Raw genomic sequence first — 19228 nt, 5'->3', positions numbered from 1 at the left:
TCGCGCAGCGTACGCGCACCGGCTGGAAGCGGAAACATCCTTCCGCCATGCGGATGGCCGGCCGGGGGTGAGACGCGCGGGGCTGCGCGGTCACCGGGCGGTCAGGTGGCCGCGGGGTCCCCCGGGTAGCGGACGCCGACCCGCTCGCGCACCGCGTCCAGGGTCCGCATCACGGCGAGCGTGCCGTCCAGCGGAACGAGCGGCGACTCGGTCTCGCCCGCGCGCAGCGCACGGATCACCTCCGCCGCCTCGTGCTCCAGGGAGTCGCGGCGCCCGTCGAAACGGAACTCCTCGGGCTCCGCGCCCGACCGGTGGAGCACGAAGCGCTCCGGGAAGAAGAACCCGTCGGGGACGTCGATCCGGCCCGCGGTGCCCGTCACCGACGCGGTGACCGGGGTCCCGGCGGTGATCGAGCAGCTCAGCAGCGCGGTGGCGCCGCCGTCCCAGCCGAGCAGCATCCCGGTGTTGAGGTCGACCCCCTCGTCGGAGAGCAGCGCGTCCGCCTGCACCCGGTCGGGCTCGCCGAGCAGCAGCTGGGCGAAGGAGACCGGGTAGACGCCGAGGTCGAGCAGCGCGCCGCCGCCCAGCGCCGGGTCGCGCAGCCGGTGGTCCGGCTCGAACGGGCCTGCCAGGCCGAAGTCCGCCTGCACCGTGCGGACCTCGCCGATCGCGCCGTCGCGCACCAGGGAGGCGATCTTCCGGACGGCCGGGTGGCAGTACATCCACATGGCCTCCATCAGGAACGTGCCCCGGGAGCGGGCCAGTGCGACGAGTTCGGCCGCCTCCGCCGCGTTCAGCGTGAACGGCTTCTCGCACAGGACCGGCTTCCCGGCCTCCAGGCAGAGGCCGGCGGCGGCCCGGTGCGCCGAGTGCGGGGTCGCCACGTAGATCACGTCGACGTCCTCGTCGGCGGCGAGAGCCGCCCAGTCGCCGTGGGCCCGGCCGATGCCGTGGCGGTCCGCGAAGCTCTTCGCCGACGCCTCGCTGCGGCCGGCGACCGCCACCACCTCGGCGTCCTCCAGGGCGAGCAGGTCCTCGGTGAAGCGGGCGGCCATGCCGCCGGTCGCCAGCACGCCCCAGCGCACCGGCCGGTCCGCCGGCAGGGCCGCGGGCCGCGGTGCCGCGGCCTGTCGTCGCACGGTGTCGTTCATCGCGAGAGCCCCCCGGGGGTGACGGTGTCGGGCGGCACGTGACGGCGTCACGGCGTCACGGCGGCGGCGACGCCGAGTGGATTCGATCAAGCGGACGAGCTGAGATCATAGTTTGTTGAATCCAGGAACAGGAGAGCTGTCGATGCCGGAAAGCGGCCAGAGCACCCAAGGACCCGTCCCCCAGGCCGCCTCCCCGGTCGTCTCCGACTCCCTTCCCCCGACGACGCCCGCGACGCCGAGGACGGCCACGACGCCCGCGACGCCCGCGACGCCGAAGACTGCCGCGACGCCCGCCGGACCCGGCGCGGCCGCCCGGCGGGCGGGGCTGCTCGTCACCCTGATCCTCGGCGGCCTCACCGCCATGCCGCCGCTCTCCATGGACATGTACCTCCCCGCGCTGCCCGCGGTGACCGACTCGCTGGGCGCGCCCGCGGCCACCGTGCAGCTCACGCTCACCGCGTGCCTCGCCGGCATGGCGCTCGGCCAGCTCGTCGTCGGGCCGATGAGCGACCGGTGGGGACGGCGCAGGCCGCTCCTGGCGGGCATGGCCGTCTACGTGGTGGCCACCGCCCTGTGCGCCTTCGCTCCGACCGTCGAACTGCTCATCGCCTTCCGCCTGCTGCAGGGCCTTGCCGGCGCCGCCGGCATCGTGATCGCCCGCGCCATGGTCCGCGACCTGTACGACGGCGTGGAGATGGCCCGCTTCTTCTCGACCCTGATGCTGATATCCGGGGCCGCCCCCGTCGTCGCCCCGCTGATCGGCGGCCAGGTGCTGCGCGTCACCGACTGGCGCGGCATCTTCGTGGTGCTGACGGCCGTCGGCATCCTGCTCACCCTGGTCGTCGTCAAGTGGCTCGGGGAGACGCTGCCGCCCGCCAGGCGCCACACGGGCGGCGTCCGCGAGGCGCTGCACACCATGCGGACGCTCCTCGCCGACCGCGTGTTCACCGGCTACATGCTGGCGGGCGGCCTGGCGTTCGCCGCGCTCTTCGCGTACATCTCCGCCTCGCCGTTCGTCGTGCAGGAGATCTACGGGGCCTCGCCGCAGACCTTCAGCCTGCTCTTCGGCGTCAACTCCATCGGCCTGATCGTGGTCGGCCAGATCAACGGCAAGGTGCTCGTCGGGCGGGTCAGCCTGGACAAGGCGCTCGGCTTCGGGCTGACGGTGATCATCCTCGCGGCCACCGCGCTGCTCCTGATGACGTCGGGGGTGTTCGGCGACGTCGGCCTGTTCCCCGTGGCCGCCGGGCTGTTCGTGCTGATGTCGGCGATGGGCCTGGCCATGCCGAACACCAACGCGCTGGCCCTGCTGCGGACCCCGCACGCGGCCGGCTCGGCGTCCGCGCTGCTCGGGACGTCGTCCTTCCTCGTCGGAGCCGTGGCCTCGCCCCTGGTGGGCATCGCGGGGGAGCGGACGGCCGTGCCGATGGCGGTGGTGCAGCTGGCGTGCGCCCTGGCCGCGCTGGCCTGCTTCATCGGCCTGTGCCGCCCCTGGCAGCACCGGCAGCGGGTCATCTGACCCGCCGGCCGGCCCCCGGTCCGGGCGTCCGCCGCGGGCTCGACCGCTCCTGACGGGCGGTCAGCCGCGGCGCGGATGCCCCAGCAGGTGCCGCCGGTCCCGCGGGTCCGTCCAGAGGAAGAGCCCGGTGTCGGAGATCTCGGCCTCCGGCACCCGCACGGTGGCCGGCAGCGGCTCCGGCTCCGTCAGCGCCAGGTCGACCGCCAGCGGCAGCCCGGTCCCGGGCACCGTCCCCGACGAGCCGTACGCCACGCCCTCGTCGGTCACCGTGGAGAGGGTGACCGCGGGGGTGCCGTCCTCCCGTTCGTAGCAGTGGCCCTTGCCGAGGCCCAGGTCGAACGCCAGGCTGCCCGCGACGAGGTGGCCGCCCGCGGGGGAGCGCACCGCCCGGGGGAACGTCCCCGGCTCGATCTCCGGCCTGTGGCAGCGCACCGCCGCCAGCGCCTTGCCCGACGCCGAGTCGTGCACCGACCAGATGTCGTGGGTGGCGGCCTGCCGGTCCTTGCGGGCGGGGCGCCAGCGGGCCAGGACGTAGCCGTCGGTCACGGAGACCGGCACGCCCGAGGCGGTGTCCGCGCCGCGCGGGGCGACGGCCGCGCTCGCCCAGCCGTCGCGCACCCAGAAGCCCGGGGAACCGCTCACCAGCAGCCCCCCGGCGGTGACCGCGCGGACCTCGGTGAGCCGCCGGCACCCGGCGCACCCCCGCGGCGGGCGCAGGTCCTTCGGCGCGACGGCGGACACCGCACCGGTCAGCGGGTCCACCACGGCGCTGCGGGTTCCGCCGTCGGTGATCAGCACGCCCGGTCCGGCGCCGGACACCGACGGGGGCGCCGGCCAGGCGACCTCGACCTGCTGGCGTGCTCCGTCGGACGCCGCGTACAGGTCGACGAGGACGGCCGGGCCGCCGTCGTCGCCGCCCGTGCTCCCGGCGGCCTTGCCGAACGACCAGACGGCGAAGTACTCCACACCGTCCCGGGTGACCTCCAGGAGCCGGGGCCGGCCCGCCGGCGCGCGGGCGGGCCGCAGGGCGGGGCCCGTCCAGCGGGGCTCGCCGGTCGCCGCGTCGAGGGTGCGCAGCCGGTACCGGTCCCCGCCGGCGGCCTCCAGGTAGGCGACGGCGCCGAGTCCGGCGGCGACGGCGATGTCGCCGACGACGCCCTGCGCCTGCCAGCCGCGGGACGTGTCGTAGGCGGCCGGGGCGTCGACCCGGGCCGGGGCGCCGGTCGCGGACGCCGAGGGTGCCGCGGAGGCGGGGGCGGTGCGCCCTGCGCGGTCGTCGCCGTCCTCGGTGCCTGCCGGTTCGCCGCCGCACGTCGACAGCAGGAGCAGCAGGACGAGCACGGCGACGCCGCCCACCAGGGCGAGGCGCACCACGCGCTGTCTCATGGTCCCCCCAGAGCCGTGCTGCCTCACGCTGCGTGTGCGGCGAGGGCCGTCAGCGTAGCAACAGGCCCGGGGGCGGGGCCGGTTGATCGCCGGGGGCGGATCGGCCGGGGAGCGGATCGGCCGGGGAGCGGATCGGCCGGGGTGCGGCGGTCACCGGGGCCCGTGGCGGGGCGCGGTCACCCGACCGTCCGCACGGCCGTCCGCACGGCGGTTCACGCGGTGGCGGGTTCGGCCCGGGGCGCGGTGGGCCGTCCGTCCATCACGCGGTACATGCCGATCGAGTCGTGCGCGGTGGTCTCGGCGAAGCCGAACTTCGCGTAGAGGTGGCGCGCGGGGCCGTCCGCGATCAGCGAGACGTACGCCGTGGCGGGCGCGCGGCGTTCGAGCTCCGCGGTGAGTGCGGCCATGACGCGCCGGCCGAGGCCGCGGCCCTGGTGGCCGGGGTGCACGCAGACGTCGGTGACCTGGAAGGCGGTGCCGCCGTCGCCGATGACGCGTCCCATGCCGATGGGTTCGCCGCGGTGGCGCAGGACGACGCCGTACCAGGTGTTCGGCAGCGCGAGGGCGACGGCCTCGGGAGCCTTGTCGGAGAGCCCGGCGTCGGTGCGCAGCCGGCGGAAGTCCTCGACGGAGGGCACGCCCTCGATCAGATCGTAGGGATCGCTGCCGTAAGGGTCATCAATGTTCTGCATGTCTTACACAGTAGCGGTCGCGGGAGGGGGTGCGGTCCGGGCGGCGGGACCGTCGGGCGCCCTCCGCGGGGGTGTCGCCCGGCAGCCCGCGGGGCCGGTCGGGCGGGCGTACGGGCGGCCCTAGACTTCTCGGGTGAACGCCTCCGCCCCCATCGCCGAGACCCTCCGCGGCACCCTCGCCGGGCTGCTGGACGGACTGCCGCCCACCCGGGCCGCGCAGGCCGTCGAGCGGCTGATCGCGAGCTACCGGGGCACCACCCCGACCGACGCGCCGGTGCTCCGCGACCGGTCCGACGTCGTCGCCTACGCCGCCTACCGGATGCCCGCCACCTTCGAGGCCGTCCGCTCGGCGCTGGCCGCCCTCCGTGCCGCCGCCCCCGACTGGACGCCCGGCACCCACACGGATGTCGGCGGCGGCACGGGCGCGGCGAGCTGGGCGGTGGCGGACGCCTTCGCCGCGCCGCCGGCGACGACCGTGCTCGACTGGGCCGAGCCCGCGCTGGCCCTCGGCCGCGAGCTGGCGCTCGCCTCCGGGGTCCCGTCGCTGGCGGCGGCCGAGTGGCGGCGCGCGCGGATCGGTGCGGCGCTCCGCATCGAGGGCGCCGACCTCGTCACCGTCTCGTACGTGCTCAAGGAGCTGACCCCGGCCGACCGCGCCGCCCTCGTCACGGAGGCCGCACGGGCCGCGCAGGCGGTCGTCGTCGTCGAACCCGGCACTCCCGACGGCTACGAGCGGATCATCGAGGCCCGCGACGCACTCGTCGCCGCCGGGTTCACCGTCGCCGCGCCCTGCCCCCACAGCGGGGCCTGCCCCATCGAGCCCGGCGCCGACTGGTGCCACTTCTCCGCCCGCGTCTCCCGTTCCTCCCTGCACCGGCAGGTCAAGCAGGGGTCGCTGGCCTACGAGGACGAGAAGTTCGGCTACGTCGCCGCCGTCCGCTTCCCGGTCGGGCCCGCCGCCGCCCGGGTCACCCGCAGGCCCCAGATCCGCAAGGGCATGGTCCTGCTCGACCTGTGCGCCGACACCGGCGTGCTGCGCCGCGACACGGTGACCAAGCGGCACGGCGCCCTCTACCGGGCGGCCCGCGACACTGCGTGGGGCGACGCCTGGCCGCCGCCCGCCGGAGACGGGGACGGGGACGGGGGCACGAGCGGGGACTGAGTCCCGCCGGACGGGACGCCTGCCGCGTCGGTCCCGCCGGGCCGCCCCGGTGTAGGCCGCCCCGGTGCGGGCCGGGCGGGCGTCGGCGGCGGTGGTCGGGCCCCGGGCCGGGCTGACCGAGACGTCTCGTCTCTCCGCTTGCTAGATTGGCGCCATGACGGACGCCAGGACCCCCGACTCCTCGCGGCGCAGCGCGCGCTCCCGCCGCGCGATCCACGATGCCGCGCTCGCCCTCGTCGACGAGGTGGGCTACAGCCGCACGACCATCGAGGGCATCGCCGCCCGCGCGGGTGTCGGCAAGCAGACCATCTACCGCTGGTGGCCGTCGAAGGCGGCCGTCCTGATGGAGGCCTTCCTCGACCTGGCCCAGCAGGCGTCCGCGGAGGCCGCCGGGGCGGAGGGTGCCGAGGGCGCCGGGGGGAGTCCTTCCGGGGGCGGGGGCGGCGCGATCCCGGACACCGGGGACCTGGCGGCCGACCTGCGCCGGGTGCTGCGCGCCACCGTCGACGAGATGAACAGCCCCGTGTACGACGGCCCGGCCCGCGCGCTGGCCGCCGAGGGCATCGTCGACGCACGGGTCGGCGCGGAGTTCGTCGAGAAGCTCCTCGAACCGCAGCTGCGGCTCTACGCCGACCGGCTGCGCGCCGCCGAGGCCGCCGGAGACCTCCGGCCGGGGCTGGACCCGCGCATCGCCCTGGAGCTGTTCGTCGGACCGCTCACGCACCGCTGGCTGCTGCGCACGCTGCCGCTCACCCACGACTACGCGGACGCGATCGTCGACTACGCGGTCAACGGCCTCGCCCCCCGCCCCTGACCCCGCCCCCTGACCGCCGCTTCCGAGGGGCCCCGCCGGTCCGCCGGTCCGCCGGTCCGCTGTTCCCATCCGGTCCGTCCGGCCCGGTGTCCCGCGGCCGGCCCGTCCCCCCGGCGCCCTGTTCCGGGCGGGCGGGGCCCTGCCCGCCGAACCCCGGCCCGCTCTCGGCCCGCTCCCGCGGTCGGCGCTCCGGTGCCCCCGCACGGGACCGGCGCGCCCCCTGCGCCAGGGGGCTGCCACCGTGCGCCCCCGCGCGCCGGGAACAGAAGGCCGGGGGCCCCGGTTGGGGACTGTGTCCACCGGGAGCGCAGGATGGTGGGACGATGGCTGTGTCCGGTGAGGGCGAGCACGAGGTGTGAGGGGATAGATGGGCGACGGTATCGGCCGCTTCCGCGGCACGGACGGCAGGACGTCCCGGGAGGGCAGGCTGGCCCAGTGGCTGCGCCGCCGGACGGGGACCGCGGACACGCAGGCGGAGGACTCGCGGCGCGAGGATCTGCTCCTGGGCGCCGCCGCCGTCGGTCTGCCGCTGGCCCCTGCCGCCCACCCCGTGGGGTTCCGGTGTTCCTGCGAGCGCATCGGCTGTCCGACGCCCGCGACACATCCGCTGTCGTTCGCCTGGCAGACGCAGTCGACCACCGACCGCGGCCAGATCGAACGCTGGGCGCGCAACCAGCCCGAGGCCAACTTCATCACCGCGACCGGCATGATCCACGACGTCCTCGACGTACCGCTGGAGGCCGGTCGCAGTGCTCTGGAGCGCCTGCTGGAGCGCGGCGTGGACGTCGGCCCCGTCGCCGAGTACGACGCCACGGGCGCGTCGGGCCGGATGCTGTTCTTCACCGCGACCCGGGGCACCCCCGAGGACGAGGACGAGTGGTGGCCCTGCGAGCTGGACTGCCATCCCGAGACCATGGACGAGCACCCCGGGCTGCGCTGGCACTGCCGGGGGAGCTACGTGCTCGTCCCGCCGGCCCGGCTGCCGGGTGACGGCGACCGGCACGTCGCGTGGGTGCGCGGTACGGAGCACCCGCTGCCGGACCCGCTGACACTGCTGGAGACGCTCACCGACGCGTGCGCCCGTTACGCGGACGCGCGGGACCACACGGACCACCACGAGGCCGCCTGGCCGCTCGGCCGCTGAGCCCGCCGTGGTCCGCGGCCGCCCGCGAGGGCGGGCCGCCGGGGCCCGAAGGCGTTCGCCGCGCTCGGAAGGGGTCCCGCGTCAGGGTCCCGTGTCAGATCCCGGGTGCCGGGCGGCCGGCACCGGGCCGTGGTACGGGGCGAAGGAGCCGCCCGGCGACCGCGCCGGCGCGGTCTCAGGACCCCTTGGCCGAGGTGAGTCCGGCCATCCTGCCCAGTATGTCCGACTTCCCGCCGCCGCCCGCGGGCACCGACACCAGCTGGCTGGAGACCCGCTCCTTGGTGAGCGTGCTCTTCACCTCGCCGGTGAGCAGCGCCTTCACGTCCGGGACGACCTTGATCTGCACGCCCGGCGCGGCGGTCTGGCGCTCGAAGTTCTTCACGGAGAAGAAGACCAGGGCCCCGCCGTCCTGCTGGACGAGTCCCAGCGGCGCGAAGGCGCCCGAGTCCAGCGCGTGGTCGATGTACTGGGTGGACAGTCCGGGCAGGGAGGTGTTCTTCTCCCGGGTCTGGCGCCAGCCCGTGGTGTGGGGGCCCGCCGCGAAGTGCTCGGGGCTGCCGTCCTGGAGGTAGGCGGCGTAGTCCTTGCTCAGATCGCGCGGGGCGACGGCGAAGGCCGCGTCGTCCGGGGCGACCGCCTGCGCGTGGCCGTCCTCGTCCCGTTTGAACTCGGGGATCCGGTCCGGGGACACGATCGTCAGGTAGGCGGCCTTCCAGGTGTCCTCGACGCCGCCGCGGACGAACACCAGCAGCCAGCGGTTGTCCAGCTGGTCGCTGTTGTCGCGGTCGCGGTTGGAGTCGGTGTCGGCGAGGAACCAGCGCGGCCAGCCCGCCTTCTTGGGGATGACGAACCGGGCGTCCGTCAGCTCCAGCGGCACGTGCTGCGGGTTGCCGTCGGGGTAGTTGGTCCCCCGCGCCTTGAGTCCGGCCTGGTTGACGGCCCCGAGTGCGCCGGTGACGTGGTCGGCGTCGAGGGCCGGATCGTACGCCTTGTCGGCCTCGTTGTACGCGGCCGTGAACTCCTCCAGCGCCTTGGCGGCCTCCGCCTCGGTCGCCGTCGGGACGATCTCCCGCTCCCCGTGCACGGTCACGCACGCGCTCGCCGTCAGGGACAGCACCACTGTCGCCGCGAGCCCCGCCGCCGCCCGACTCAGCCTTCTCATCGGTTGCCTTCTGCTCCTCGCCCCGCACTGACCGTTGGAACCCTACCGGTGCCCGGGGCGGGCCGGTCGCCAGGACCGGCCCACAGCGGCCACACCGTGACCTGACGGCGATCGGCGGCCGGCCGCGGGAGCGCGCGCGGCGGCAGCCGTGCTCACCGCGACCGCAGCGGCAGCACCAGAGGGACCCCGGAGCGCGGGTGCGGCAGGACCTCGACGGGCTGCCGGTAGACGCGCTCCAGCAGCCCGGGGCGCAGGACTTCGGCAGGCGGGCCGTCGGCGGCGACCCGGCCGTCGTGCAGCACGGCGATCCGGTCGGCGCAGGCGGCGGCGAGGGAGAGGTCGTGGAGCACGACGACCACCGCGTCCCCGGCGTCCGCCCGTTCCCGGCAGACCCGCAGCACCAGTTCCTGGTGGCGCAGGTCGAGCGCGGCGGTCGGCTCGTCGAGCAGCAGCAGCCGCACCCGCTGGGCCAGCACCCGCGCCAGGGCCACCCGCGCCCGTTCGCCGCCGGAGAGCGCGGAGAACGTCCGCCCGGCGAATTCCGCCACCTCGGCCGTCGCCATGGCCGCCTCGACGGCGGCGTCGTCCTCGTCCTCGGCGGGGGTGCCGTGCCACGGCGCGCGGCCCATCCGGACGACGTCGGCCACCTCGAACGGGAACGAGAGGCCCGCGCTCTGGGGCAGTACCGCGCGGCGGAGGGCGAGTTCGGCCGCCGACCAGTCGCGTGCGTCCCGGCCCGCGATGCGGACCGTGCCGTCGGCGGCCGGTTCGTCGCCGGCGAGCACCGACAACAGGGTCGACTTCCCGGCGCCGTTGGGGCCGACGAGGGCGAGCACCTCGCCCGTGCGCACGGTCAGACAGGCGCCGCGCAGGACCGGCCGGCCGCCGAGGGACAGGCGCACGCCGTCGGCCTCCGCCGCGGTCGCCCCCGGCTCGCCGGGCCCCGGCAGCTCACGGGCCCGGCGACGGGAGAAGGGGAGTGTCAGCATGAAGGGCTTCCCTCGGAGGTGTCGGGCTTCTCGGCGGCGGGGGCAGCAGCAGGGCCGGCGGGGGCAGCAGTGGCAGCGGCAGCGACGGCGGTGACGGCGCGAGGGTCACGGGGCGTGCGGGACACGGCCCGGGCGCCGGTCCCGGCGCCCGCGGGGGCCGTGGCCGCGCTGCCGGGCAGCCGCGGGGCGGCGACCGCGCCGCTCACGCCCAACCCCCCTGCCGGCGGCGGGTCCTGCGCAGCAGCCAGAAGAAGAACGGGCTGCCGAACAGGGCGGTGAGCACGCCCAGCGGCAGTTCGGCCGGTGCCGCGGCGGTCCGCGCCGCGAGGTCGCCCGCCGCGAGGACGACGGCGCCGCCGAGCGCGCTGCCGGGGACCAGGAACCGGTGGCCGGGTCCGTTCGCCATGCGCAGCAGGTGCGGTACGAGCAGGCCCACGAAGGAGATGATGCCCGCCACCGCGACGGCCGCCGCGGTGAGCAGCGCCACGACCAGGATCAGGACGACGCGGAGCCGCTCGACGTCCACGCCCAGATGGCGCGCGGGGCGTTCGCCGAGCGCCAGGAGGTCCAGCTTGCGGGCGTAGAAGGGGGCGACGAGCAGGCCGATGAGGGCGAACGGCAGGACCGCGAGCACCTTGGGCCAGGTCGCCTGGGAGAGCGAGCCGAGCTGCCAGAACGTGATCTCGGTGATCTGCGCGTTGTCCGCGAAGAAGATGAACAGGCCGATCAGCGCGCCCGCGAAGGCGTTGACGGCGATGCCCGTGAGGATCAGGGTCACCACTTCGGTCCGGCCGCCCGAGCGGGACAGCGCGTAGACGAGGAGGACGGTGACCAGGCCGGAGACGAACGCGCAGGCGGTGACGGTCCAGTTGCCGAAGAAGGACAGCCCGAGGGCGATGGCCCCGACCGCGCCGACGGCCGCGCCCGAGGAGATGCCGATGACGCCCGGTTCGGCCAGCGGGTTGCCGAACACGCCCTGCATCAGCGCGCCCGCGCACCCGAGGGACGCACCGACGAGCAGGGCCAGGACGACCCGGGGGAAGCGCACGTTCCACAGCACGCTCTCGCCGACCCGGTCGAGGGCGTGCCCGCCGAGGCCGATGCGGTTGCCGATGGACGCGAGGATGTCCCCGAGCGGGATCTGGTAGGCGCCGACCCCGGCCGAGACCAGCGCGACGAGCGCGAGGGCGGCCACCAGACCGGCGGTCAGCGCCGCTCCGGCCCCGCGCGAGCGTCCCGCGGCCTTCGCCGGGCCGGACTCCCCGGACCCGGCAAGTGCCGCGCCGGCCGCCGCCGTTCCGGGCTCCTCCGCGTCGGGCTCCGCCGTTCCGGGCTGCTCCGGTCCGGAGGCCGTGAGGGTGGTCTTCGTGAGGACGGACTCCCCGGGCCCGGCCCCTGTGGCCCCTGCCGCCGCCGGTCCGGGCTCCGCCGGTCCGGCGGCCTTGGTGCCGGGCCCGGCGGTGGTGGCCGGTGCGGCCGCGGAGGGGCCGCGGGACGGTCCGGTGGCGGCCGGCGCGGGGGCCGTCCGCCCCTCGGCGCCCGCTCCGGCGCCCGTTCCCGCGTCGGCCGGGGTGGAGGGAGTCGTGGTCATGCCGCCGCTCCCGCGTAGAGCTGGTCGACGATCGAGGCGAGCACCTGGTCCGTACGCGGGCCGTAGTTGAGGAGGACGCCGTCGGGCACGGAGACCACCCGGCGGTCCATGCCGGCCGGGGTCTGGGCCACGCCGGGGATCTTCACCAGCCCGTCGACGCCGTCGACGGACTCGAGCCCCTTGGTCATGACGAGGATCGCGTCCGGCGCGGCCTTGACCAGGGCTTCGCTGGTGATGGGCGTGAAGTCCTTCGTCAGCCCGGACTCCTTGCCCGCGTCCACCGCTCCGGCGGCCTCCAGCAGGGAGACCGCGCCCGATTCGGCTCCGCCGATCAGATAGACGGCCGCCGAGCCGCGGACGTACAGGAAGGCCACGCGCGGCTTCTCGCCGCCGCCCGCCGGGATCTTCTGCTGGACGGCGGCGATCCGCTCCTCGGTGCGCTTCTTCAGCTCCGCGCCCTGTGCCTCGACGCCGAGGATCGCGGCGACCCGCTCGATGCGCCTGCCGACGTCGGCGAGGTCCTTCGCCGGTTCGACGACGACGAGCGGGATGCCCGCGTCCCGGATCTGGTCGATGGCCTCCGCAGGGCCGGTGGTCGTCTCGGCGAGGACGACCGACGGCCGCAGCGACAGCACGCTCTCCGCGGAGACGTCGTGCGCCCGGGTCACCACGGGCAGCTTCCCGGCCTGTTCGAAGGTGGCCGTGATGTCGCGGGCCACCACCCGGTCGCCCAGGCCGAGAGTGAAGACGATCTCGTTGAGGGAGCCGGTCAGGGGGACCACGCGGTCGGCGTTCTCGATCGTCACCTTGCGCCCGTCGGCGGAGTCGGCGGTGACCGGCATCGCGGGCACCGGCTCACCGGCCAGCGGCTCGACGCGGTCGGGCGCCGCCTGCGCCGGCTGCCGCTTCCCGTCCGGGGTGTCCGGGGCGTCCTTGCTCGCGCAGCCGGTGGCGGCGAGGGCGAGTGCGAGCACGGATACGAGTACCCCTGCCAGGCGTGGAGTGCGCACGAAGGGCACCGTCCTGTCTGTCCGTCAACTGTGTTCTCGTCACCCGTGTCCCGTTTTCGGGCGGTCCGCGCGTCGTGTCGTGCGGATCGTCCGGAGTTCCTGTGAAGGCAGGGTTCCGATTCGGGCACACCGTAGCTTAGGTTAGCCTTACCTCGCTTACCAGGTCCGGGTCGTTCCGGCCTGTGCCGGTTCATGCCTCCTTGTCCCCTGCGGAGTGACCCATGCATCCCTTCAGACCGTCCCGCGCCCTCGCGGTGGCCCTGCTCGCGGCGGTGCTGGCCGCGCTGCTTCCGGCCACCGCGGCCCACGCCGAGAACCGGACGGTGCAGGGCGGCAGGCTCGACTGGGGCATCAAGGCGTCGTTCCAGAGCTACATCACCGGGCCCATCGCGAACGGCAGCTGGCGTCTGACCGGGGGCGCCGCGACCGTCGGCGGCAGCCAGTTCCGCTTCCACTCCGCGAACGGCTCCTACGACCCGGCGACGGGCGCCTTCCGGTCCGGCTTCGCCGGCGGGGTCCACTTCCTCGGCCACCAGAAGCCCGACGGCGGTCACGAACTCGACCTGCGCGTCAGCAATCCCACCGTCCGGATCTCCGGCGGCCGGGGCACGGTCCACATGGACATGGTCAGCAAGGCGCGGGGCAGCGGAAAGGTGACGACCTACCAGCAGGTCGCGTTCGCCAGCCTCGATCTGTCCGGCGTCGACATGCGCGGCGGCGGCAGCCCCGTCTCCCTCACCGGTGTGCCCGCCACCCTCACCTCGCAGGGCGCGACCGCGTTCGCCGGGTACTACACCGCCGGCACCCCGCTCGACCCGGTCAGCCTCTCCGTCGACGTCGCCGCCCCCGCCGCGAAGCAGCCCGCGAAGCCGTCCCCGTCCGCCGCCGACGACGGGAAGAAGACGGACGAGGACGCTAAGGCCGAGGGCGCGTTCCACGACGCCGCCGTCGACTGGGGCGTCCGCCGCACCTTCCGCGAGTACGTCACCGGCTCCATCGCGCAGGGGCAGTGGACCCTCGCCGGCGGGGCGCAGGACGGGGGAGCGCTGTTCCGCTTCACCGGCGGCAAGGGCGTCTACGACGCCGAGGGGCAGACCCTCGACGCGGCCTTCCAGGGCAGCGTGCGCTTCACCGGCAAGGACCTCGACCTGACCCTCTCGAAGGTCTCCGTCCGCGTCGGGAAGGGCAGGGGCAGCCTCGTCGCCGACGTCACCGGCGGCGGGAAGACCGAGAAGGCCGTCTCCCTCGTCACCTTCGAGGCGAAGGACTTCGCGCCGAAGGACGGCCTCGTACGGCTGACCGAGGCGCCGGCCACCCTCACCGAGGGCGGGTCGAAGGCGTTCGGCTCGCTCTACCGGGCCGGCACCGAGATGGACCCGGTCTCCCTCGCCGTCGCCGTCGACGACAAGGCGAAGCTGCCCGCCCTGCCCGACCTCGGCAGCGCGCCCACCGCCTCGGCCTCCGCCGCCCCTGCGGCCCAGAAGCCCTCCCCGAACCCCACCGAGCAGGCGGACGACACGGCGAAGACCGCCTCGTCGTCCTCCACCGGGACCTACGCGGCCCTGGCCGCCGGCCTGCTCGCCCTCGCGGCAGCCGCCGTGTTCGTCGCCCTCCGGCGGCGGCGCGCGGCAGCCGCCGGTTCTCCGTCCGCGCCGGCTCCCCCCGGTCCGGCCGCCGGCGACGAGAACTGAACCCACCCCCACTCCACCCCCGTTGTACGACCCAAGGAGACCCCCGACCATGGCAGCAGCACGCCGCCCGCTCGCCCTCGGCGCCGTCATAGCGACCGCCGTCACCCTCGGCGCCACCGGATTCGTCCTCCCGGCGCTCGCCGCCGGCCCCGAGGCCGCCCCGGCAGCCGCGCCGAAGCTGGAACTCGTGGACGGCACCCTGGAGTGGGGCCTGAAGGAGTCCTTCCGCAAGTACGTCGCCGGCCCGATCGCCCACGGCAGCATCACCGCCTCCGACGGCGCCTCCCAGGTCGCCGGCAACGGCGTCTTCACCTTCACCGACGGCACCGGGAGCTACGACACCGGCACCCACGCCTCCGACACCGCCTTCAAGGGCAAGGTCCGCTTCCAGGGCCACGGCGGCATCCTCGACGTGCAGATCGGCGACATCAAGGTCGCCACCGGCCGCGAGTCCGGCACCGTCACCGCCGACTACACCAGCAAGAAGATGGACGGCACCGTCGTCACCAAGGACGACGCCGTCATCGCCGACCTCGACCTCACCGGTGTGCGGCCGGGCCAGGGCGAGGGCGGCGCGATGGTGTTCAAGGACATCCCCGCGAAGCTGACCGCCGACGGCTCCGAGGCGTTCGCCGGCTTCTACGCGGCCGGCGCCGCCCTCGACCCGGCCACCCTCACGGTGAAGCAGGCGCCGCCGAAGCCCGACCCGTCGCCGTCCACCGACCCGTCGCCCTCCACCGACCCCTCCCCGTCGCCGTCCACGGACCCGAAGCCCACCCCGTCCGGGTCCGAGGAGCCGAAGCCCACCCCCACCGACGACCCGTCGCAGCAGCCCGCCCCCGAGGACGGCCCGATCGTCGACGGCAACCTCGACTGGGGTGTGAAGGAGTCCTTCCGCAGCTACGTCGCCGGCCCGATCGCCAAGGGCAAGGCCGAACTCGCGGACGGCGCCGTCAAGAACGGTGAGATCTACCGCTTCACCAAGGCCACCGGCGCCTTCGACAAGGACGGCCAGAGCCTCGGCGCGGGCTTCGGCGGATCGGTCCGCTTCCTCGGCCACCAGGAGGCCGGCGGCGAGTACGTCCTCGACCTCAAGCTGAGCGGCCTGCGGACCGAGGTGAAGAACGGCAAGGGCACCCTGCTCGCCGACGTCTCCGCCAAGGACCAGAAGACGCACGAGGTCTCCACCTTCGACGACCTTCCCCTCGCCGCCCTCGACCTGCCGAAGGGCGACATCGCCGCCAAGGACGGCGTCGTCACCCTGAGCGGCGTCCCGGCGGAGCTGACCGCGGACGGCGCCAAGGCGTTCGGCGGCTTCTACGCGGCCGGTGCCGCGATGGACCCGGTCTCCCTCTCCGTCTCCCTCGACAAGGACGCCGAACTCCCGGGCGGCACCGGCGGTTCGACCGGTGGCGGCACCGGCGGCTCCACGGGCGGTTCCGGCGGCACCGGGGGCACCGGGGGCACCGGCGGTTCGGCCGGCGGCGGCACCGTCGGCGGCGGCACGGTCGCGGGCGGCACCGGCGCACTCGCCAGCACCGGTTCCGGTGCGCCCGTCGGCGCGCTGCTGGCCGGCGCGGGCGTGATCGCCGCCGCCGGCGCGGCCGCCGTCGTGGCCGTCCGCCGCCGCGGCGCGCAGCCCGCTTCCTGACCCGGCGCCGTCCCGCACGGGAGCGCCGCTGCCCCGGACCCGCCACGGTCCGGGGCAGCGGTGTGTTCCCGCCCGGGGCGAGGTCCCGCAGGCGGGACCCCCGCCTTCCACGCGGCCCCGTCCGGCTGAGGGCGGCCCCCGGCCGCACGGCCGGCCGCACCGCACCGCAATCCGCTCGCGGTCCGGTCGACGACGGCACCAGGGCGGAGATCCCGGACGGGACGGGGCGGACGGATGCCCGGGGCAAGTGCTTCAATGCCGGGGTGAACGGAATCGACGTGCTCCAGGTCTTCTGCGCGCCGGACGGCGGCTTCGGCAACGCGCTCGCCGTCGTGCGCGACCCGCGCCCGTACCCCGACCAGGCCTCCCGGCAGGCGCTCGCGGACGGGCTCGGCTACAGCGAGACGGTCTTCGTCGACGACCCCGAGCGCGGCGTCGTCGACATCTACACGCCGGGCGCCCGGCTGCCGTTCGCCGGCCACCCGCTCGTCGGGGCCGCCTGGCTGCTGGACCTGGAGGCGGTCAACCCGCCCGCGGGCGAGGTGTGGGCCCGCCACGACGGGGAGTTCACCTGGATCACCGCCCGCGCCGAGTGGGCGCCCCCGCGCACCCTGGAGCAGTACGCCTCACCGGCCGAGATCGACGCCCTGCCGGCGCCGCCGCCCGGAGAGGGCTGGCTCTACGCCTGGGCCTGGGAGGACGAGGCGGCCGGCCGGGTACGGGCACGCGCCTTCCCGCGCCGGGCGGGCGGTGTCGTCGAGGACGAGGCGACGGGCGCGGCGGCCCTGCTCCTCACCGACCGGCTCGGCCGGGCACTGAACATCGTCCAGGGCCGGGGTTCGCAGATCCTGACCGCGCCCGGCCCCGACGGCATCGTGGAGATCGGGGGCCGTGTCCGGCTGGTCTCGACACCGGGTGACGGCCACGACGACCTGCCCCGGGACTCCGTGAGCGGCGGCGGGGCCGCCCGCATCGCGCCGGTCGAACGCCTCACCCGCTCCCGGCTGCCGCACGCCGTCACCCTGCCCGGGTCGGTCCTCCCGGCCTCCTGAGGCCGCCCCGGCCGGCCGGGGCGGGACCCGCGGCCGCTGCCCGCCGGGGGCCGCGGGACAGCCCGTGCAACGCCAAGGGCGGGGTGCGGCCCGCCACTGCGGCCGCACCCCGCCCGGCGGGGCTCACGCGCTGAGCGGGAACTCCGCGTCCAGCTCGCGGAAGACCGCCCCGTTGAAGTCGAAGGCACGCTTGCACTCGTCGACGATCCGGCGGCGCTCCAGCTCGTCCGCCTCCACGGCGTCGAGCAGTTCCCGGTAGAGGCGCTTGAAGGCGGCCGGGTTGGCGATCTCCTCGAAGACGTAGAACCGGACGCCGTCGCCCTTGCGGTCGAAGCCCCAGGTCTTCTCCGCGCGGTCGCGGATGATCTGGCCGCCCGAGAGGTCGCCGAGGTAGCGGGTGTAGTGGTGGGCGACGTACCCGCCGGTCCACGTCGCGGCGCACTCCGCGACGCGGGCCGCGTACGCGGCGGTCGCGGGGAGGGCGGTGAGGCCGTCGCGCCAGCCCGGTCCGCGCAGATGCGCGAGGTCGCGCTCCAGGGCCGCCGTCCGCATCAGCTCCGGCCGCACGAACGGCCCGGCCACCGGGTCGCCCGCCAGCGAGCCCGCCGCGTCCTCCAGGGCGCGGTACACGAACCACAGCTGCTCGGTGTAGCGCGCGTACGCCTCGACACCGAGCCGCCCGCCGAGGAGGTGCCCCATGAAGGGCGAGGTCTCCGCCTCGGTGTGCTGCTCGTGCGAGGCGACACGGATCTGTGTGGAGAAGGGCGTGTCCAAGGCGGACCTCCGGAGCCGGAAAGTGACGGGAACCGGGTAGGATCATCGCAACTTAGGCTTACCTAAGTCAACTGGTTCCCGACGTCATGTCGGTAACATTCCCGACGTCCTGTCGGTAAAAACGGCCCGCAGGGGTCCGCCCGTGGCGCCGCGCCCCGCGGCTACGGCAGCGTGAGGATGTCCGCGCCCGTCTCCGTCACCACCAGGGTGTGCTCGAACTGGGCCGTCCGCCGGCGGTCCTTGGTGACGACGGTCCAGCCGTCGTCCCACATGTCGTACTCGTGCGTCCCCAGCGTCAGCATCGGCTCGATGGTGAAGGTCATGCCCGGCTGCATCACCGTCGTCGCGTGGGGCGCGTCGTAGTGCGGGATGATCAGGCCGGAGTGGAACGACGAGTTGATGCCGTGCCCCGTGAAGTCGCGCACCACTCCGTAGCCGAAGCGCTTGGCGTAGGACTCGATGACCCGGCCGATGACGTTGACCTGCCGGCCCGGCTTGACGGCCTTGATCGCGCGGTTCAGCGACTCCCGCGTCCGCTCCACCAGCAGCCGGGACGCGTCGTCCACGTCGCCGCACAGGTAGGTGGCGTTGTTGTCGCCGTGCACCCCGCCGATGTACGCGGTGACGTCCAGGTTCACGATGTCGCCGTCGCGCAGGACCGTGGAGTCCGGGATCCCGTGGCAGATCACCTCGTTCACCGACGAGCACAGCGACTTGGGGAAGCCGCGGTAGCCGAGCGTCGACGGGTACGCGCCGTGGTCGCACATGAACTCGTGCGCGACACGGTCGAGTTCGTCGGTGGTGACGCCGGGGGCGATGTGCTTGGCGGCCTCCTCCATCGCCTGTGCGGCGATGCGCCCGGCGACGCGCATCCGCTCGACGGTGTCGGCGTCCTGGACCTCGGGTCCGGTGTACGGCGCCGGCGCCGCCTTCCCGACGTACTCGGGGCGGCGGATGGAGGCGGGAACGGAGCGGTGGGGGGAGAGCTCCCCCGGTACGAGCAGCGACTGGCCAGACATGCCAGCGAGTCTAACCAGGCTCCGTGGGGCAGCATGGCCCAAGAAGCAGTCGTCCGGGTCCAGCGGGGGCCGGACGCCCGCTTCTGAGAGGAAGGAGCAGCCGATGGCACTGTTCAAGAAGCGCACGGTGGGCAAACCGGGCGAGTGGTACTACTGCCTGGAGCACAAGAAGGTCGAGGAGGGGCCGGAGTGCCCGGCCAAGGACCGGTTCGGGCCGTACACCTCGCGCCAGGAGGCGCAGCACGCGATGGAGACGGCCCGGGAACGGAACCTCGAATGGGAGAACGACCCCCGGTGGCACGACGCGCCGGCCCGCCCCGAGGAGTGAGCGTCCGCCGCGCGGGGCGGACGCCCGTACCCGCGCGGCACGCGTCACGATCGGTCCGCGTCCGTGTCGGCACGCGTCACGGCCGGCCCGTAC

At 75.1% G+C, this 19228-nt stretch carries 17 protein-coding genes; 8 read left to right on the top strand and 9 right to left on the bottom strand.

Going from position 1 to position 19228, the window contains the following annotated elements; genetic code table 11:
- Nucleotides 1–101: 101 nt before the first annotated feature.
- On the bottom strand, nucleotides 102–1151 hold the full coding sequence (locus IAG43_RS08860; RefSeq protein ID WP_187740210.1) for a Gfo/Idh/MocA family protein: 1050 nt from the start codon (nucleotides 1149–1151) through the stop codon (nucleotides 102–104).
- 142 nt (nucleotides 1152–1293) lie between these two features.
- Here IAG43_RS08860 and IAG43_RS08855 point away from each other — a divergent pair, with 142 nt between their 5' ends.
- Nucleotides 1294–2670, top strand: a complete 1377-nt coding sequence (locus IAG43_RS08855; protein ID WP_187740209.1) for a multidrug effflux MFS transporter — start codon at nucleotides 1294–1296, stop codon at nucleotides 2668–2670.
- Between the two features lie 60 nt (nucleotides 2671–2730).
- Here the strand turns inward: IAG43_RS08855 and IAG43_RS08850 are convergent, their stop codons facing one another.
- Both IAG43_RS08850 and IAG43_RS08845 read right to left on the bottom strand, forming a co-directional pair.
- A complete protein-coding gene (locus IAG43_RS08850) occupies nucleotides 2731–4056 on the bottom strand; it encodes a hypothetical protein (RefSeq protein WP_187740208.1) in 1326 nt (441 codons plus the stop codon).
- Nucleotides 4057–4268: 212 nt separating this feature from the next.
- Nucleotides 4269–4748 (bottom strand): GNAT family N-acetyltransferase, encoded by a 480-nt coding sequence (locus IAG43_RS08845; RefSeq protein WP_187740207.1) that lies wholly within the window; start codon nucleotides 4746–4748, stop codon nucleotides 4269–4271.
- 133 nt (nucleotides 4749–4881) lie between these two features.
- On the opposite strand from IAG43_RS08845, the gene IAG43_RS08840 reads away from it, so the two are divergent.
- The 3 genes from IAG43_RS08840 to IAG43_RS08830 all read left to right on the top strand — a co-directional run bounded on the left by IAG43_RS08840 (nucleotide 4882) and on the right by IAG43_RS08830 (nucleotide 7868).
- Nucleotides 4882–5910, top strand: a complete 1029-nt coding sequence (locus IAG43_RS08840) for a small ribosomal subunit Rsm22 family protein (protein WP_187740206.1) — start codon at nucleotides 4882–4884, stop codon at nucleotides 5908–5910.
- A gap of 154 nt (nucleotides 5911–6064) precedes the next feature.
- On the top strand, nucleotides 6065–6724 hold the full coding sequence (locus IAG43_RS08835; protein ID WP_187740205.1) for a TetR/AcrR family transcriptional regulator: 660 nt from the start codon (nucleotides 6065–6067) through the stop codon (nucleotides 6722–6724).
- 367 nt (nucleotides 6725–7091) lie between these two features.
- Nucleotides 7092–7868: a bifunctional DNA primase/polymerase gene (locus tag IAG43_RS08830; RefSeq protein ID WP_187740204.1), complete on the top strand. Its 777-nt coding sequence runs from the start codon at nucleotides 7092–7094 to the stop codon at nucleotides 7866–7868.
- Nucleotides 7869–8043: 175 nt separating this feature from the next.
- Here the strand turns inward: IAG43_RS08830 and IAG43_RS08825 are convergent, their stop codons facing one another.
- From IAG43_RS08825 to IAG43_RS08810, 4 genes are all read right to left on the bottom strand, one after another.
- Nucleotides 8044–9030 carry an SCO2278 family lipoprotein gene (locus IAG43_RS08825; protein ID WP_187740203.1) on the bottom strand — a complete coding sequence of 329 codons (987 nt, stop codon included), beginning with the start codon at nucleotides 9028–9030 and terminating at the stop codon, nucleotides 8044–8046.
- 152 nt (nucleotides 9031–9182) lie between these two features.
- Nucleotides 9183–10019, bottom strand: coding sequence for a heme ABC transporter ATP-binding protein (locus tag IAG43_RS08820; protein ID WP_187740202.1), 837 nt, complete (start codon nucleotides 10017–10019; stop codon nucleotides 9183–9185).
- Nucleotides 10020–10221: 202 nt separating this feature from the next.
- Entirely contained in the window at nucleotides 10222–11610 is a 1389-nt protein-coding gene (locus IAG43_RS08815) for a FecCD family ABC transporter permease (RefSeq protein WP_246574173.1), read from the bottom strand.
- A complete protein-coding gene (locus IAG43_RS08810) occupies nucleotides 11607–12620 on the bottom strand; it encodes a heme/hemin ABC transporter substrate-binding protein (RefSeq protein ID WP_246574172.1) in 1014 nt (337 codons plus the stop codon). The genes IAG43_RS08815 and IAG43_RS08810 overlap by 4 nt, the downstream gene beginning before the upstream one ends.
- Nucleotides 12621–12841: 221 nt before the next feature.
- Between IAG43_RS08810 and IAG43_RS08805 the strand changes: the two genes are divergently transcribed.
- The 3 genes from IAG43_RS08805 to IAG43_RS08795 all read left to right on the top strand — a co-directional run bounded on the left by IAG43_RS08805 (nucleotide 12842) and on the right by IAG43_RS08795 (nucleotide 17014).
- Nucleotides 12842–14311: an HtaA domain-containing protein gene (locus IAG43_RS08805; protein ID WP_187740201.1), complete on the top strand. Its 1470-nt coding sequence runs from the start codon at nucleotides 12842–12844 to the stop codon at nucleotides 14309–14311.
- Between the two features lie 49 nt (nucleotides 14312–14360).
- Nucleotides 14361–15962 (top strand): HtaA domain-containing protein, encoded by a 1602-nt coding sequence (locus IAG43_RS08800; RefSeq protein WP_187740200.1) that lies wholly within the window; start codon nucleotides 14361–14363, stop codon nucleotides 15960–15962.
- A gap of 263 nt (nucleotides 15963–16225) precedes the next feature.
- Complete coding sequence (locus tag IAG43_RS08795; RefSeq protein ID WP_187740199.1) at nucleotides 16226–17014, top strand: PhzF family phenazine biosynthesis protein; 789 nt, start codon at nucleotides 16226–16228, stop codon at nucleotides 17012–17014.
- A 123-nt stretch (nucleotides 17015–17137) separates the two neighbouring features.
- On the opposite strand, the gene IAG43_RS08790 is transcribed toward IAG43_RS08795, so the two are convergent.
- Together IAG43_RS08790 and map are read right to left on the bottom strand one after the other, a co-directional pair.
- The gene (locus IAG43_RS08790) at nucleotides 17138–17788 is read right to left on the bottom strand and encodes a biliverdin-producing heme oxygenase (protein ID WP_187740198.1); all 651 of its coding nucleotides are present in this window, start codon (nucleotides 17786–17788) and stop codon (nucleotides 17138–17140) included.
- Nucleotides 17789–17949: 161 nt separating this feature from the next.
- Nucleotides 17950–18807: a type I methionyl aminopeptidase gene (map, locus tag IAG43_RS08785; protein ID WP_187740197.1), complete on the bottom strand. Its 858-nt coding sequence runs from the start codon at nucleotides 18805–18807 to the stop codon at nucleotides 17950–17952.
- Nucleotides 18808–18910: 103 nt separating this feature from the next.
- On the opposite strand from map, the gene IAG43_RS08780 reads away from it, so the two are divergent.
- Nucleotides 18911–19135: a hypothetical protein gene (locus IAG43_RS08780; RefSeq protein WP_187740196.1), complete on the top strand. Its 225-nt coding sequence runs from the start codon at nucleotides 18911–18913 to the stop codon at nucleotides 19133–19135.
- The last annotated feature ends 93 nt before the right edge of the window (nucleotides 19136–19228 follow it).

Origin of the sequence: Streptomyces genisteinicus (genome assembly GCF_014489615.1) — a bacterium.
GTDB classification, from domain to species: Bacteria; Actinomycetota; Actinomycetes; order Streptomycetales; family Streptomycetaceae; genus Streptomyces; species Streptomyces genisteinicus.
Note: the sequence above shows the minus strand (reverse complement) of the source record. Positions and strands in the feature narration are given on the sequence as shown.

Coding starts and splice junctions, on each gene's coding strand:
- IAG43_RS08860 (WP_187740210.1), bottom strand. CDS start 1,151: ATGAACGACACCGTGCGACGACAGGCCGCGGCACCGCGGCCCGCGGCC.
- IAG43_RS08855 (WP_187740209.1), top strand. CDS start 1,294: ATGCCGGAAAGCGGCCAGAGCACCCAAGGACCCGTCCCCCAGGCCGCC.
- IAG43_RS08850 (WP_187740208.1), bottom strand. CDS start 4,056: ATGAGACAGCGCGTGGTGCGCCTCGCCCTGGTGGGCGGCGTCGCCGTG.
- IAG43_RS08845 (WP_187740207.1), bottom strand. CDS start 4,748: ATGCAGAACATTGATGACCCTTACGGCAGCGATCCCTACGATCTGATC.
- IAG43_RS08835 (WP_187740205.1), top strand. CDS start 6,065: ATGACGGACGCCAGGACCCCCGACTCCTCGCGGCGCAGCGCGCGCTCC.
- IAG43_RS08830 (WP_187740204.1), top strand. CDS start 7,092: ATGGGCGACGGTATCGGCCGCTTCCGCGGCACGGACGGCAGGACGTCC.
- IAG43_RS08825 (WP_187740203.1), bottom strand. CDS start 9,030: ATGAGAAGGCTGAGTCGGGCGGCGGCGGGGCTCGCGGCGACAGTGGTG.
- IAG43_RS08820 (WP_187740202.1), bottom strand. CDS start 10,019: ATGCTGACACTCCCCTTCTCCCGTCGCCGGGCCCGTGAGCTGCCGGGG.
- IAG43_RS08815 (WP_246574173.1), bottom strand. CDS start 11,610: ATGACCACGACTCCCTCCACCCCGGCCGACGCGGGAACGGGCGCCGGA.
- IAG43_RS08805 (WP_187740201.1), top strand. CDS start 12,842: ATGCATCCCTTCAGACCGTCCCGCGCCCTCGCGGTGGCCCTGCTCGCG.
- IAG43_RS08800 (WP_187740200.1), top strand. CDS start 14,361: ATGGCAGCAGCACGCCGCCCGCTCGCCCTCGGCGCCGTCATAGCGACC.
- map (WP_187740197.1), bottom strand. CDS start 18,807: ATGTCTGGCCAGTCGCTGCTCGTACCGGGGGAGCTCTCCCCCCACCGC.
- IAG43_RS08780 (WP_187740196.1), top strand. CDS start 18,911: ATGGCACTGTTCAAGAAGCGCACGGTGGGCAAACCGGGCGAGTGGTAC.